The organism is Gemmatimonadaceae bacterium (genome assembly GCA_036504815.1).
Classification (GTDB): Bacteria; Gemmatimonadota; Gemmatimonadetes; order Gemmatimonadales; family Gemmatimonadaceae; genus PNKL01.
Genome location: DASXUN010000010.1, coordinates 1 through 14,927 on the forward strand (window position 1 = coordinate 1; position 14,927 = coordinate 14,927).

At 66.6% G+C, this 14,927-nt stretch carries 10 protein-coding genes; 4 read left to right on the forward strand and 6 right to left on the reverse strand.

What is annotated here, in order from left to right; all coding sequences use genetic code 11:
• Positions 1 to 83 precede the first annotated feature (83 nt).
• The 3 genes from ahcY to VGJ96_04200 form a co-directional block, all read right to left on the reverse strand.
• Entirely contained in the window at positions 84 to 1,592 is a 1,509-nt protein-coding gene (gene ahcY / locus VGJ96_04190; GenBank protein ID HEY3286304.1) for an adenosylhomocysteinase, read from the reverse strand.
• 138 nt (positions 1,593 to 1,730) lie between these two features.
• Positions 1,731 to 2,705: a metalloregulator ArsR/SmtB family transcription factor gene (locus tag VGJ96_04195; GenBank protein HEY3286305.1), complete on the reverse strand. Its 975-nt coding sequence runs from the start codon at positions 2,703 to 2,705 to the stop codon at positions 1,731 to 1,733.
• A 104-nt stretch (positions 2,706 to 2,809) separates the two neighbouring features.
• On the reverse strand, positions 2,810 to 3,706 hold the full coding sequence (locus VGJ96_04200; GenBank protein ID HEY3286306.1) for a glycoside hydrolase family 16 protein: 897 nt from the start codon (positions 3,704 to 3,706) through the stop codon (positions 2,810 to 2,812).
• Positions 3,707 to 3,839: 133 nt separating this feature from the next.
• Between VGJ96_04200 and VGJ96_04205 the strand changes: the two genes are divergently transcribed.
• On the forward strand, positions 3,840 to 4,601 hold the full coding sequence (locus VGJ96_04205; protein ID HEY3286307.1) for a rhomboid family intramembrane serine protease: 762 nt from the start codon (positions 3,840 to 3,842) through the stop codon (positions 4,599 to 4,601).
• Positions 4,602 to 4,777: 176 nt separating this feature from the next.
• Here the strand turns inward: VGJ96_04205 and VGJ96_04210 are convergent, their stop codons facing one another.
• Genes VGJ96_04210 through VGJ96_04220 form a run of 3 tightly spaced genes read right to left on the reverse strand, consistent with a single transcriptional unit; the run spans position 4,778 to position 10,347 of the window.
• Positions 4,778 to 7,570: a hypothetical protein gene (locus tag VGJ96_04210; GenBank protein HEY3286308.1), complete on the reverse strand. Its 2,793-nt coding sequence runs from the start codon at positions 7,568 to 7,570 to the stop codon at positions 4,778 to 4,780.
• Between the two features lie 31 nt (positions 7,571 to 7,601).
• Complete coding sequence (locus tag VGJ96_04215) at positions 7,602 to 9,767, reverse strand: cytochrome c3 family protein (GenBank protein HEY3286309.1); 2,166 nt, start codon at positions 9,765 to 9,767, stop codon at positions 7,602 to 7,604.
• A 49-nt stretch (positions 9,768 to 9,816) separates the two neighbouring features.
• The gene (locus tag VGJ96_04220) at positions 9,817 to 10,347 is read right to left on the reverse strand and encodes a multiheme c-type cytochrome (protein ID HEY3286310.1); all 531 of its coding nucleotides are present in this window, start codon (positions 10,345 to 10,347) and stop codon (positions 9,817 to 9,819) included.
• A gap of 274 nt (positions 10,348 to 10,621) precedes the next feature.
• On the opposite strand from VGJ96_04220, the gene VGJ96_04225 reads away from it, so the two are divergent.
• The 3 genes from VGJ96_04225 (at position 10,622) to VGJ96_04235 (ending at position 14,891) form a co-directional block, all read left to right on the forward strand.
• Positions 10,622 to 12,178 (forward strand): NapC/NirT family cytochrome c, encoded by a 1,557-nt coding sequence (locus VGJ96_04225; protein ID HEY3286311.1) that lies wholly within the window; start codon positions 10,622 to 10,624, stop codon positions 12,176 to 12,178.
• Between the two features lie 145 nt (positions 12,179 to 12,323).
• Positions 12,324 to 14,009, forward strand: a complete 1,686-nt coding sequence (locus VGJ96_04230; protein ID HEY3286312.1) for a hypothetical protein — start codon at positions 12,324 to 12,326, stop codon at positions 14,007 to 14,009.
• Positions 14,010 to 14,087: 78 nt separating this feature from the next.
• Positions 14,088 to 14,891: a hypothetical protein gene (locus tag VGJ96_04235; protein HEY3286313.1), complete on the forward strand. Its 804-nt coding sequence runs from the start codon at positions 14,088 to 14,090 to the stop codon at positions 14,889 to 14,891.
• The last annotated feature ends 36 nt before the right edge of the window (positions 14,892 to 14,927 follow it).

Below are 14,927 nucleotides of genomic sequence, written 5' to 3' on the forward strand. Positions count from 1 at the left end.
ACGGGCGCGGCCTCAGCCGCGCCCCTCTGTTGTCTCTCTGTTGTTTCTCTGTCGTTTCTCTGTTGTCTGTCTGTTGTTTCTCTTTAGTACCTATAATGCTCCGCCTTGTACGGCCCCTCGACCGGCACCCCGATATACGCCGCCTGCTTCGCGGTCAGCGTCGTCAGGTGGACGCCCAGCTTGTCGAGGTGCAGGCGCGCCACCTTCTCGTCGAGCTTCTTGGGGAGCGTGTAGACCTTGCGCTCGTCATACTGGGTGCCGCTCACCGTCGGCTTGCCCTGCGCCGCCAGGTGCAGGTCGATCTGCGCCACCACCTGGTTGGTGAACGAGCAGCTCATCACGAAGCTGGGATGTCCCGTCGCGCAGCCGAGGTTCAGCAGGCGCCCCTCGGCGAGGATCAGCACCGAGTGGCCGTCGGGGAAGATCCACTCGTCGAACTGCGGCTTGATGTTGTTGCGCGTCATGCCCGGGTAGGTCTTCAACCCGGCCATGTCGATCTCGTTGTCGAAGTGGCCGATGTTGCCGACGATCGCCTTGTCCTTCATCTGCGCCATGTGCTCCACGGTGATGATGTCGAGGTTGCCCGTGGACGTGACGAAGATGTCGGCGGTCTTCACGACGTCGTCGAGCGTGGCCACCTGATAGCCTTCCATCGCCGCCTGCAGCGCGCAGATGGGGTCGATCTCGGTGATCACGACGCGCGCGCCCTGCCCGCGCAGCGCCTGCGCGCATCCCTTGCCGACGTCGCCGTAACCGAGCACCACCGCCACCTTGCCCGCGAGCATCACGTCGCTCGCGCGCAAAATGCCGTCGGTGAGCGAGTGCCGGCAGCCGTACAGGTTGTCGAACTTCGACTTCGTCACCGAGTCGTTGACGTTCACCGCCGGGAAGAGGAGCGTGCCGGCCTTCATCATCTCGTAGAGGCGGTGCACGCCGGTGGTCGTCTCCTCGGAGACGCCCTTCAGCCCGGCCGCGACCTTGGTCCAGCGCTGCGGGTTCTTCCTGAATTCGGCGGCGAGGAGGCCGAGAATGACGCCGTACTCTTCGCTGTCGCTCACCGGGTTGTGCGCCGGCACCTTGCCGGCGGCCTCGAACTCGACGCCCTTGTGCACCAGCAGCGTCGCGTCGCCGCCGTCATCCAGCAGCAGGCTCGGGCCCGAGCCATCCGGCCACATCAGCGCCTGCTCGGTGCACCACCAATACTCGTCGAGCGTCTCGCCCTTCCACGCGAAGACCGGCACGCCGCGCGGATGCTCGATGGTCCCGGTGGGACCGACGGCCACGGCCGCGGCCGCATGATCCTGCGTCGAGAAGATGTTGCACGACACCCAGCGCACGTCGGCACCGAGGGCGGAGAGCGTCTCGATGAGCACGGCGGTCTGCACCGTCATGTGCAGCGAACCCATGATCTTGGCGCCGGTGAGCGGCTTGCTCGCGCCATACTCCGCGCGCAGGGCCATCAGCCCCGGCATCTCGTACTCGGCGAGGCGGATTTCCTGGCGCCCCCACGCGGCAAGCGAGATGTCCTTGACCTTGAATGGCGTGCGGCCGGCATCAACTGCGGCCTCGAAAGGATGTGCGATGGTCGTCATAGAGCGAGCGGTTGGTTGGTGGGGAGGCGGAAGGATGGCGGAGGACGGATCACGGCGAACGGCTGACGGATGGCAGATGGCAGATGGCGGATGGCAGATGGCGGATGGCGGATGGCAGAACGCGCTAGCGACACTGCGCTACGGCCTCTTCCTCCGCGCCGGACTTACCGGCGTGGTGAGCACGGCGACAAACAGCGACGGACCCTTGGCGCCGGGAACGGCCGGCAGCGGCTGCACGCGCGTGGCAGCGAAACCGGCTGCGCACGCCCACTGTGTGAGCTGGGCACCGTCCACGCCGAGCCAGAGGTGGCCCATCGTCTGGCGGTAATCCTCGTGCTCGTGCGGCAGCATGTCCACGATGAGCGCCTTGCCGCCAGGCCGCAACACGCGGTGCGCCTCGGCGAGTGCGGGTACCGGATCGGCCACGTAGGGCAGGACGAGCGAAAGCACCGCCACGTCCACCGATCGCGTGTCGAGCGGCAGCGCCTCGAGCGTGCCCGGGCGCACCTCGGCGTTTTCCACGGCGTGCAGCCGGGCGCGCGCCGCGCGCAGCATGGCCGAGGACTCGTCCACGCCGATGACGCGCTGCACGAACGGCGCGATCGCCTCGGCCAGCTGGCCCGTGCCGCAGCCCAGGTCGGCGACGGTCCACGAGGCGTCGAGCAGGCCCAGCAGCGCGTAGAGTTCGGGACGCGCGCCGAAGAGTTCGCTGCGCATGCGATCCCATTGCCCGGCCGCCGATGCGAAGAACTCCTGCGACTTCACGTGACGCCGCGAGAGCACCTCGTGGACACGCGCGAGGTCGCGCTGCGACGCCGGATGCCGCACCACCTCGTCGCGCACCGAATGCCACAGGCGGCGCGCCCCCGCGTCCAGCTCGCGTCCGGCCATCCGGTAGCGGTTGCTCGGCCCCGCCTCTCGCGACGCCACCCAGCCGGCGTCGGCGAGCACCTTGAGATGGCGGCTCACCGTGGACTGCGGGAGCTGCAGGACATCCTGCAGCTCGCCGACGGTCAGCTCGTGCCGCTCGAGACAGGCGAGCAGCCGCGCGCGGGTGGCGTCGGAAATGGCGGCGAGGCGGTCAAAGACCGCAGGCGTGTCGAGGGTACTCATCCGTATATCCGGATAATAGAATGGAAGCTGGGGCCCGTCAAGCACCCATCCATACCGCAGCACCCCCCTACCCCGTGCACCCCACCGTGCCCGTGCCCCTGCCCTTAGAAGGGCCTGGCCCTCCGATACACCCTGACGTAATCGATGTCGTGGTACTGCGGGAATCGCGTCGTCGCATCCGGATTCCCCGGCCAGCCGCCGCCCACCGCCGTGTTGAGGATCAGGTAGTGCGGCGTGTGCGGAACGCCCGTCGCCGTCGCGTGCATCAGGTGGCCATCGATGTACCAGCGCAGCGAGTCGGACTCCCACTCGAGCACGTAGAGGTGGAAGTCGGCCGAGTAGTCGGCGTCGCCGCGCCACGTCCCCGACGTGGACTTCTTCTCCCCCTTGAACGTCGTGTAGTGCAGCGTTCCATAGAGCACGTTGGGCTCGTGGCCGAGGTACTCCATGATGTCGATCTCGCTGTACCACGGGCGTTCCTCGGGGATCAGGCGCTCGCGCCCCTCGGCGACCTCGCGCTGCATCAGCGCTTCCATTGGCCAGTTCCGGTTCTGCGGATAGAGCCAGTGGGCGGGCCACAGGCCCTTGCCCACGGGAAGCTTCGCCCGAATCTCGAAGCGGCCGTAGATGGGGGCGAACTTCCCGCGCGTGTCCAGGCGACCGCTGGTGTACTTCATCGTGCCGTAGGCCCGCTCCCGGCTGCGGATGCGCAGCGCGCCCCGCTCGAGGTACACTTCGTCGGGAAGGTAGTACTGGAGTTCGTCGTGCTTGCTCTGTTCGCGCAGCAACACGTTCCAGCGGGTCGTGTCGAGGGAGCGTCCATTGAACTCGTCGCGCCAGACGAGCGTCCAGCCGGCGGGTGCGGACGGCGCCGGCGCGGCCGAGCGTGCGGGGGCCGCGGAAGACGCAGCGGGTTTCGCCGGAGCGGCGGTCCGTCCCTGGGCCGGGAGGGTGACGGGAGCGAGGAGCCAAGCCAGCACGAGGGCGGTGCGGAACTTCATAACGTCGTCCGGGTCAGGTAGTCTTCGTGAGGCCGGGGGGAACGCGTCCCCTAACCTTAGACGTTTCTTTCGGTCAGGGCGAGCGCCCGTGGGGTGCACGCCGCCGAATGTCACCGTGTGGAGGAGTCTTGTCGTGACCCCCTGGGTCCAGCGCCTGCTGATCGCCAACGTCGCCGCCTTCTTCGTGCAGCTGACCGCACCGAGCCTGATGGAGCCGCTGGTCTTCGTCCCGATGCTCGTCTTCACGCATCCGTGGACGATCGTCACGTACATGTTCCTGCACGGCGGCTTCACGCACCTGCTCTTCAACATGCTCGGGCTGTATTTCTTCGGCCCGCGCATCGAGGCGCGGCTCGGCGGCCAGCGCTTCCTCACGCTGTACTTCGTGGCGGGGATCAGCGGCGCGCTCCTCTCGTTCGTCTTCGCGCCGTACGCCGGCGTCATTGGCGCGTCGGCCGGAATCTTCGGCATCATGCTCGCCTTCGCGCATTTCTGGCCGCGCGAGCAGATCTACATCTGGGGCATCCTCCCCCTCGAGGCGCGCTGGCTCGTGGTGATCACCACGGTGCTGGCCATCTGGAGCGGCATGGGCGGCTCGCGCAGCGGCGCCGCCGACTTCGCGCACCTCGGCGGCTACGCCGGCGCCTTCCTCTACCTGCGTTTCATCCGGTGGGGATCCGCCGCCGCGCGGTTCAAGAAGAAGGCCGAGGGCGCCGGCCGGGTGGTGGGCGCCATCGGCGATGTCCGCCGCGTCGACGTCTCCAAGGTCCACGAGGTCAACCGCGACGAGGTGAACCGGATCCTCGACAAGATCAGCGCCACGGGGCTCGGCAGCCTCACCGATCAGGAACGCGTCTTCCTGTTGCACTTTGTCCCCATGGATGATAGGCAGTAACGACAGAGTACGACGGAGTACGACAGAGTACGACAGAGTACGACAGAGGGGAGGATCCGCGTGCAGCGGTCCTCCCCTTTCGGCTGAGCACAGTGCGCTACCGTGGTGCTCTGTGCCACTCTGTCGTACTCTGTCGTACTCTGTCGTACTCTGTCGTACTCTGTCGTACTCCGCCTCTAGGCGTACGAGAAAATCATCGCGTACAGGATCCCGATCACGATCAGCGTGCCGAGCGCCAGCGCGGTCCAGGCGAAGAAGCGAATCGCGCGGATCACGATGGGCTGGTAGGGCACCACGAGGTGTTCCTCCAGCTTGCCCGTGCGGACCAGCTCGGCGTACTCGTCCGGCTTGTCGTGCTCCAGCTCCTCCACCGTCATGCGCCCCGTGAAGACCACGAGGTCCATGGGGAACTTCTCCGGCCGCAGGTGCGTGTTGAAGAAGTGGATGGTGAAGATGAAGCCCGTGGCCAGGAGCGCCTCGTCGCTGTGCACGATCGTGGCGACGTTGATGAACCAGCCGGGGAGGAAGCGCGAGAAGAAGGTCGGGAACCAGAGCGTGAGCCCGGTGGAGCCGATGACGAAGATGCCCCAGAACACGGCGAAGTAGTCGAACTTCTCCCAGTAGGTCCACCGGCCGTACGCCGGCCGCTTGCCCTTGCCAAGGAACCACTTCACCGAGCCGATCAGCTCCATGAGGTCGCGCTTGTTGAACATCATCGACCCGGGGCCGAGCACCAGGTCCTTCCAGCTCGTGCCATCGCGCTGCTTGCGCTTCACGAGGTCGACCAGGTGCGTCACGAAGACGATCACCATGATCACCGCCGCGAAGCGATGGATGAAGCCCGCCGACTCGAAGCCGCCCAGCGTGCGCGACACGAACGCCGCCCACTGGGTGTACGAGAACTTCAGGGTCATGCCGGTGAGCGCCAGGCTGATGAAGCTGACGATCATCGCAATGTGCAGCATGCGGTTGAGCCGCGAGAACCGCTCGTATTCGAGTTCGCCTTCCTGGGCCGCCGGATGCCGCCCGAACTCCTGGCGCATCTTGAGCGCGCGCGGCAGCCACATGAGCGTGTGCGCGCCGCCGACGGTGAAGGTGACGACCAGCAGCGAGGTCATCCCCCAGAAGACCCAGAAGAGCACCGGGTACTTGTGGAGGTCGTGGTGCGTGACGTGGGTCAGGTAGCCGGCGAAGCGCCGGTTGGCGCCCGCGTGGCACTTCTGGCACGTCTGCACCACGTTCTGCCGGCTGAGCTTCGACCGCACGTCGTCCACGCGCAGGATGTCGTGCGAGCCGTGGCAGTCGTAGCACTGCGCCGTCTTGGTGTAGCCCAGCCGCGAGACCTTGCCGTGGTACGTCTCGAAGTACGACTCGGTGATGTCCTTATGGCAGGTGCCGCACTGCCCCATGATCTTGAGCTTGAACCCTTCGGCGTCGGTGCGCCCGATGGTGTGCGCCGAGTGGCAATCCTCGCAGACGGGGAGCTTCTGGTCGGTCTTGGTGACCAGTTCCGAGTGCACGCTGCGGGCGAACTGCTTGGCGATCCCCTCGTGGCAGCGTCCGCAGGTCTGCGGCAGGTTGTGGCGGTTGACGCTCGAAGTGGTGCTGTCGTGCGGGAGCACGCTGTGCGCGGTGTGGCAGCTGGTGCACGTCGCGGTGACGACGAGCCCGCTCTCCAGCAGCCCCTTGCCGTGGATGCTCTCGGCGTAGTTCTCGATGATCTGCTTTTCCGCGCCCCGGTAGTGGAGCGCGGCCTTCTGTCCGGTGCGGTGGCACTGGCCGCAGAGCGTCGGGATCTGGGTCGGGAAGATGGGCGACTGCGGGTTGGCCTTGCCCAGCACGCCGTGCGTGCCGTGGCACTGCTTGCACGATGGCCCGTTCGGGTCCTTCCGGGCCTCGAGCTGGCCGTGCGTGCTGACGCGGTAGAGGTCGCCGACCTCGGCGTGGCACGACGCGCAGTTGACCTTCGCGGTGATCGTCTCGCAGGGGCGCAGGCGCGAGGGCGAGACGCCGGTGTGGCACTGGCTGCAGCGGATCTTGTTGTGGATCGAGTTGGACAGCGAATCGAGCTTGACGCGCAGGGTGCGCCCGTCCTTGGACGCCCGGATCCCCTCCTGCTCATGGCACCGCAGGCAGTCGCGGTCGGCCATCCCCTGGTCGTAGAAGACGCGGCGGGCCTTGTGCGGCTCGTGGCAGTCCACGCAGGCCGGCAGGACGTGCCGCTCGCGCTCCCAGAGCCTGCCTTCGATGATCTTGCGGTGCACGTTCTCGATCGCGGCGTGGCAGGTGGAGCAGGTGGCCGCGATGTTGGCGCGCGCAATGGACGACTTCGGGTCGGTGTGCTTGCGGATCGAGTGCGCCGTGTGGCACGAGACGCACGTCGCGGCGACGGTGAGTCCCTTCGTCATCAGGGCCTCGCCGTGGATCGACTCCGTGTAGTTGTTGATGATGTTCGACTGGTGGATCGTGCGTTCCTTCTGCACGCGCCCGCCCTCGGAGTGGCACCGCCCGCACAGGTACGGGATGCGCGACGGCTGCACCGGCGACCGCGGGTCGCTGCGCCGCACCATCTCGTGGTTGCCGTGGCAGCTGCTGCACTTCGGCGCCAGCGGGTCGCCGCGCGCGATGGCCTTGCCGTGCAGCGACCCGTCGTGCTGCACCTGCTCCGCTTCGTGGCAGCTGCGGCACTGGGCCGGCTTCAGCGTCTCGTCGTGGGGGAGTTCCTTCCCCTTGAGGTCGGCGTGGCAGTCGGTGCAGCTCGTCTTGCCGTGCACCGAGCCCTTGAACTTCGTCTCGTCCACGAAGAGCGACACCGTCCGGCCGTCGCGCTTCTTGGTGAGCCCCTTGTCGTTGTGGCAGGAGAGGCAGTCGTCGTTCCCCTGCGCCAGCGCCCGCGTGCCGCCCCCCGCGAGCAGGAGCAGCGCGCATGCGAGCAGGCCGGCGCGGAGCGCGGCCCTCAGTCTGGTCATGGCACGGCCTTCATGCGGCTCGGTCTCTCGGCTACGCGGGCTTCACGCCCGGTTCGTCATCATCCTCGTCCTCGACGGCCTGGGCGCGGAGCTGCGAGAGCTCCAGCGGGTGCTCGTCGAGCATCTCGCGCTCGGTGAGCGTCCCCTTCCAGAACGCGAGGTTGATGGGATAGATGTCGGGGTTGAAGATCACGAAGTAGATGTGCCAGACGAGGATGGCGAGCGTCGCCAGCCACGCTTCGTAGTAGTGCACCGTGCGGGCAATGTCCCAGCCGAGCTTGGTCAGCAGGTTCATGAACGTGTTGTCGAACCACAGGATGATGCCCGTGGCGCCCATCACGATGTTGCCCCACACCAGCGCCCAGTACTCGCTCTTCTCGATGTAGCTGAAGCGCCCGAACTTTGGCCGCACCGACGACCAGCCCAGGTTGTACTTCACCATGTCGATGGCGTCGAACAGGTCCTGCGGCACCGGGAACAGGTCCTTGACCAGCTGCCGGCCGCGCGGGACGAAGGCGAGGTAGTACACGTGGTAGACGCTCGCCACCAGCATGATCACGCCGGCGATGCGGTGCACCAGGCTGCGCAGGTCGAAGACGCCCGGGAGGTTCCGGTGCAGCGGCGCCACCCACCACGCCTCGGGGAACTTGAGCGCGAAGCCGGTGATCACCAGCGTGACGAAGCTGATGACCAGCGTGGCATGCTGCAGCCGCTCGTTGAGCGACATGCGCAGGTACAGCGTGTGGCCGCCATGCTCGGCGTCAATCAGCCCGCGGCGCACCTTGAGGTTGTGCTTCGACTTCTTGATGAAGTCGAGCAGGTTGTGCACCAGCATGCCGCCGATGATCAGCGCGATGAGGATGATGTAGCCCATCGCCACCCAGTACAGGATCGGTTCCTGCTCCTGGGTGAGCGTGATGTGCACCGAGCCCTGCGCAAAGCGCTCGCTCGCGCCCGGATGGCACCGGCCGCACGTGACCTTGAGGTTCGCCTTGCTGACGCGCGACGTCGAATCGGAGGACGGCTTGATGTCGTGTCCGCCGTGGCAGCTGGCGCAGTTGGCGACCGAGAGCGAGCCGCCGCGGCTCGCGAGTCCGTGGTAGCTGTCGGTGAACGTCTTGAAGCGATCGCTGCGCAGCCCGTACTTGGCCGAGAGCGCGACCGACGCGTGGCAGGGCTGGCAGACCTGCGCCGAGACGTTGGTGGGCGCCGTGCGCGACTTGGGATCCTTCTTGCCGAGGATCGTGTGCTCGCCATGGCACGAGGTGCAGACCGGGGAGTCGTCGTTCCCCTTGGCCGCCTCGACCCCGTGCACGCTCGTCTTGTAGACCGCGGCGATCTGCGTATGGCACTTGCCGCAGGTGTTCGGGATGTTCTGGCGGGCCACGAACGACGAGTTGTCGGAGCCGCGCTTCATGTCGTGGCTGCCGTGGCAGCTCACGCAGTTCGCGGCGTCGGCCATCCCCCTCTTCTCGAGCGCCTGGCCGTGCACGCTGTTGTCGTAGCCCGCGATGAAGCCGGCCGTCGGCGAGGTGCGCGCCCGCACGTCCGCGTTGTCGAGATGGCAGCCGAAGCAGAGCTTGTTCTGGTTCAGCTTCACCGTGAGCGAATCGGCGCTTCCGAAGACAAAGCCGACGCCGCGATGGCAGGTGAGGCAAGTCGGGGCGCCCTTGACGCCCTTCGCCAGGGCCTGGCCGTGCGCCGACGACGGGAAGTGCTCCGCCGCCTTCTGGTGGCACTGCCCGCAGTCCTGCGTCAGGCGCTCCCGGGAGAAGGGGGCGCCGGGCGTCTTCGGCGAGGCGACGTTGTGCCGGCCGTGGCAGGTCTGGCAGAGGGTCTTGGGCAGCTTCCCCTGCGAGACGGCCCGGTTGAGCTCGGGATGGAACGGGTGCTTGAGCGCCGCCTTGCCGTGGCAGCGCGCGCAGTTGACCGGCGTGATCTCGGCCTTGTGCGGCAGCTCCTCGGGGTTGAACCCGACGTGGCAGGAGACGCAGGCGAGCTTCTCGTGCGTGGACTTGTTGAGGATCTTCTCGTCCACGAACAGCGAGATCGTCTTCTTGTTCGCGCCCTCTTTGGTGAGGGTCTTGTCGTTATGACACTGCAGGCAGTCCTCGCGCGTCTGCGCGAGGGCTGCCTGGGCACCCAGTTGAGTGAAGGTTCCGAGCACGAGGAACAGGACAAACAGACGGCGAATCATATGCTGGCTCTTCTCTCAACTGGGCGGGGTGGGGGGAGACTGAAGCCGCTTACGCGGCCGGCTTCTTGTGCGCGATTTCCTTCCAGCGCTCGTCGAAGTTGAACGGCTTGTTCGTCGGGCTCTTCTCGTTGTGGCAGGTCTTGCACATGGCTTCGATCGCGGCCTTGTCGGCCCACGCCGCGAGCCCGCCCTTCACCGCGAGATCCTTCGCCTTCATCGTCGCCATCGCCTTGTAGCCCGAGCCGGCGCCGTGGCAGCTCTCGCACTGCACGCCCTGCTTCGGATCAGCCGCATCCGGGCCGCCCTTGATCGTGTGGCACTCGAGGCACTCGGGCGACTCGGCCGCCGGCTTGGCCAGCCCCTTCGCCTTCGCAATCTCGTTCGCCTTGTCGGTCGTCAGCGTCGTGAAGGCGCCGGCGTGCTTCGACTTCTCCCAGATGGCGAGCTGCAGTCCCTGCTTCTCCGACTTGTGGCACATCGTGCAGCCCTTCACGCCGACATACGTGTTCTGTGCGCCGGCGACGCTGGGCACCACGACGGCCGCGGCGATCAACGCCAGAAGACCAAACGTGCGCTTCATGTAGTGCTCCCCTTGTTCGTCCTGCCGTGAACGATGAACCGAGCGTCCTGCTACTTCTTTGTACCCACCTCGGTTGCGAAGAAATCTCAACATCTGCACAGCTGTGTGAAATCCAGATAATGCGGTCTCTACGTACGGGAATCCCCCACAGCCGTGCGGGGGGAATTCCGAAGCGAAAAAAGGGGATGCTTCTGCCTGTGCAACGGGCACTACGTAGGCAATATTGCCGATCAGCTCGTCGGCTTTTGCGCGACCACCCAGGAGCTCATCGCCTATGCGTTCCAAACTGCCCGCATCGTTCACGAATCCGATCACGCTCCTCGGCGTCTCCATCACGTCGATCTGCTTCGTGATCATCGGATTCCTCGCGATCAACGAGTGGCTGGCGAAGGATCCGAGCCCCTACGTCGGCGTGCTCGCATACATCATCGTGCCGGGCATTCTGCTGTTTGGCGTGGCCGTGGCAGTCTTCGGCATCCTGCGCGAGAACCGGCTGATCAAGCTCGGCAGGCACAAGGAACGCCACTTCCCCTCCATCGACCTCGCGAACCCGCAGCACCAGTCGGGGATCGCGATTGTCTTCGTGCTCGGCAGCATCCTCGTGCTGGCGACGGGCGTCGGCAGCTTCAAGGCCTACCACGCGATGGAGTCCGACAAGTTCTGCGGCACGAGCTGCCACACGCCGATGGAGCCGGAGTACACCGCCTACCAGAACGGGCCGCACGCGCGCGTCGGCTGCGTGAAGTGCCATATCGGCTCGGGCGCCGGCTGGTTCGTGAAGTCGAAGCTGTCGGGGAGCTACCAGCTCTACTCGGTGGCGTTCAACAAATTCCCGCGTCCCATCGAGACGCCGATTCACAACCTGCGCCCGGCGCAACAGACCTGCGAGCAGTGCCACTGGCCGAGCCAGTTCTTCAGCCAGAAGCTGATGCGCCAGACGTATTTCCAGTCGGTCGGCAAGGAGAACGTGAAGTCCACCATCGACCTGCTCATCAAGGTCGGCGGCGGCAACAAGGAAGCGGGACCGACGTCCGGCATCCACTGGCACATGAACATCCGGAACAAGGTCTACTACGTCGCCACGGACGATCGCCGGCAGATCATCCCGTGGGTCAAGAGCGTGGGGCCGGACGGCACGGAGCGGATCTTCAAGAGCACCGAGCTCGCCTTCACGCCGGCGGATTCGGCCCGGGGCGAGAGCCGCCGCATGGACTGCGTCGACTGCCACAACCGTCCAGCGCACCAGTATCGCAATCCGTCGCGCATGGTCAACCACCTGATGACGCTCGGCTGGATCGACCCCGAGCTGCCCAGCGCGAAGGACCTGGCCGTGCACGTGCTCGAGGAGTCGTACTCGACCGCCGCCATCGGCAAGGACAGCATCCGCACCGCGATCACCGAGTATTACCAGGCGAACTTCCCGGCCCTGCTCCAGACGAAGCCGGCGCAGATCGAGCGGATGATCACCGAGGTGCAGAACCTCTTCGCGAAGAACTACTTCCCCTCGATGCGGGCCGACTGGAAGAACTTCCCCGACAACATCGGGCACATGTACTTCCTGGGCTGCTTCCGCTGCCACGACGGCAAGCACGTGGACCAGAACGGCAAGGTGCTCACGAAGGACTGCAACACCTGCCACTCCATCATTGGACAGCAGGTGGCGGGCAAGCCGGCGCAGACGTCCATCGAGGGGCTCAAGTACATCCATCCGGTGGACATCGGCAACGACTGGCAGGACGGGCCGTGCGCCGACTGCCACAACACGCCGCCGGCGGAGAAGGAAGGCAAGAAAGAGAAGGTGAAGGCCGTGAGCCTGCGCCCCACGCCGTAGGCCGCACCACCGCATCGCGTCAACAGGCTGTACTCGCTGGCCATAGCCGGACGGCCGGGTCCATGCGGGCCCGGCCCGCTGCTGACGGGGCGTTCACGCGCCCCGTTGGACGGTCCGTTCGCTGCTGTCCGACGGAGGAAGCGCGATGACGCATGCAGGCCCGCAGCTGCCGGACCCCGATCTCGTCGCGACCGTTCGGTCGCTCGAGCGGCGCCTCGCGCGGCTCGAGACGCACTGTGCCCTGCCACCGCTCGACGCGGCGACCCCGGATGGCGACGCGTCCGATATCGCGTTAGCTGATGACGCAAGTGTCTCGTCGGGCGCGCCGACAATCGCGAGCGAGCCGGACTTCGAGTTCGTCGTGGGACAGAACTGGCTGGCCAGCGTCGGCATTCTCGTGCTTGCGTGCGGGGTCGGCCTCACGCTGCTGCTCCCCTTCCCCGGCCTGCCGTCCTGGCTGCCGTCAGCGGCGGGCGCGGCCATCGCGCTGACGCTCGCGGCGCTCGGATTCCGCTGGCACCGCACGTTCGAGCTCGTGGCCGGCTACTTCCGCGGCGCCGGCATGGCGCTGCTCTACTTCTCCATCCTGCGGCTCTACTTCTTCGGCGCCGAGCATGCGCTGTCGATCGACGGCAATGCCGGACGATTGCTGCTGCTGGCCATCGCCGTGGCCAACGTGGCCGGCGCGATGTACCGCCGCTCCGCCTGGCTGATGGCGCTCGCCATCGTGACGGGCGGCGTGACGGTGCTCGCCATCGGCGCGTCGTGGCTGCTGCTGGCGGGGACGGCGCTGCTGCTCGCGACCGGGGCATGGGCCGTGGTGGCGTGGGAATGGCCGTGGTTGCAGATCGTGCTCATCCCGGCCGGGTACCTCACCTTCGGATTGTGGCTCATCAACCGGCCGTGGCAGGGGCGCGCCGTGGCGCTCGAGACGAGGCCGACGGCCGCCGTCTTCTTCGTGCTGCTCTACGCCCTCATCAACGCGATGGCGTCGTACCGCCGGCGCACGCGCGGCGAGGAAGACCTGGCCACGATCCTCGCCGTGCTGCTGAACTGCGGACTCGGCTATGCGCTATTCACGCTCGCGACGCTTGGCGCCGACCGCGCGCTCTTTGGCCCGGCGCATCTGGCGGCGACGGCCGCCTTCCTGGGACTCGGACTCGCCTTCTGGCAGAGCGAGGCAAGCCAGATCCCGACCTTCTTCTACGCGATGACCGGGTATCTGGCGCTCACGGTGGCGCTGGCGCGGATGGTGCCGGTTCCGAATCTCTTCATCTGGCTCTCGGGGCAGAGCCTGGTGGTGGTCGCCACCGCGCTCTGGTTCCGCTCGAAGCTGATCGTCCTCGGCAACTTCTTCGTCTACCTAGGCATTGTCTTCGCGTATGTCCTCGTCGCCGATCGGGAGACGGGGATCAGCATTGGATTCGGCATCGTGGCGCTGCTGACGGCGCGCATCCTGCACTGGCAGGCGGAGCGGCTGGACTTGAAGACGGAACTGATGCGCAACGCCTACCTCGCGAGCGCCTTCGTGATCTTCCCATACGCGCTCTACCACCTGGTGTCGCGCGCGTGGGTCCCGGTGTCGTGGGTGGCGATTGCCCTCGCGTACTATGCGATGAACCTGATTGTGCGCAGCCCCAAGTACCGCTGGATGGGACACTGCACGCTGCTGCTGACCGCGCTGTACATGATCGTGGTGGGGATCTTCCAACTCTCGCCGGCATACCGGATTGCGTCATTCCTGGTGCTGGGCACCGTGCTGCTCGCGGTCTCGCTCATCTTCACGATGGCGCGGGCCCGCCGGCGCGGGACCACGCCGGAGCAGGCGTAGCTTCGCCCGGGGGCCGCCGTTTACATTCAGGACGCTGGACCAGCAGGACTCAACTCGAACATTCCAGGAGTGCTTGGCATGCGTGGCGCCCTTACCCTGCTGCTGGCGGCCGTCGTCGCCGGCTGCTATTCGTCGGACAAGAACGCGGACGCCGAGAAGGTGCCGCTCAATCAGGCGCCAGCGGCGCCGGGCGCCGCGGCCGCCGACGCGGCCGCGCCGGCCGGCGCGCTCGCCGGCCCGGTGCTCGAGAAGCTCGATGCGCCGCCGTACAGCTACCTGAAGGTGAAGACCACGCAGGGCGAAACGTGGGCGGCCGTGCCGCAGACGAAGGTCGCCAAGGGCGAGACCGTCCGCGTGTACAATCCGATGCTGATGACGAAGTTCGAATCGAAGTCGCTCAAGCGCACCTTCGACGAGATCTACTTCGGCACGCTGACGCCCGACGGCAGTGATGCCGCCGCCAACGGCGCCGGCGCGGCCGCGCCGATGGGCGGCGCGGCGGGCGCGAATCCGCACGCCGGCGTGCCGGCGACGGCCGCCGAGCCGGTGACGGTGGGCAAGGTGGAGAAGGCCACGGGACCCGACGCCTACACCATCGCCGAAGCGTTCGCCAAGAAGGACGCGCTGGCCGGCAAGGTGGTGAGCATCCGCGGCACCGTCGTGAAGTACAATGCGCAGGTGATGGGGAAGAACTGGATCCACCTGCAGGACGGCAGCGGCGACGCGGCGAAGGCGACGAACGACATCACCGTGACCACGATGGACGAGACGGCCAAGGGAAAGACGATCACCATCCGCGGGACGGTGAAGACGAGCAAGGACTTCGGCGCGGGCTACAAGTACGCGGTCATCGTGGAAGATGCGAAGATCGTGAAGCCGTAAGCGGCGGCGATCCGGCCGTGCACGAACGGGCGCCTT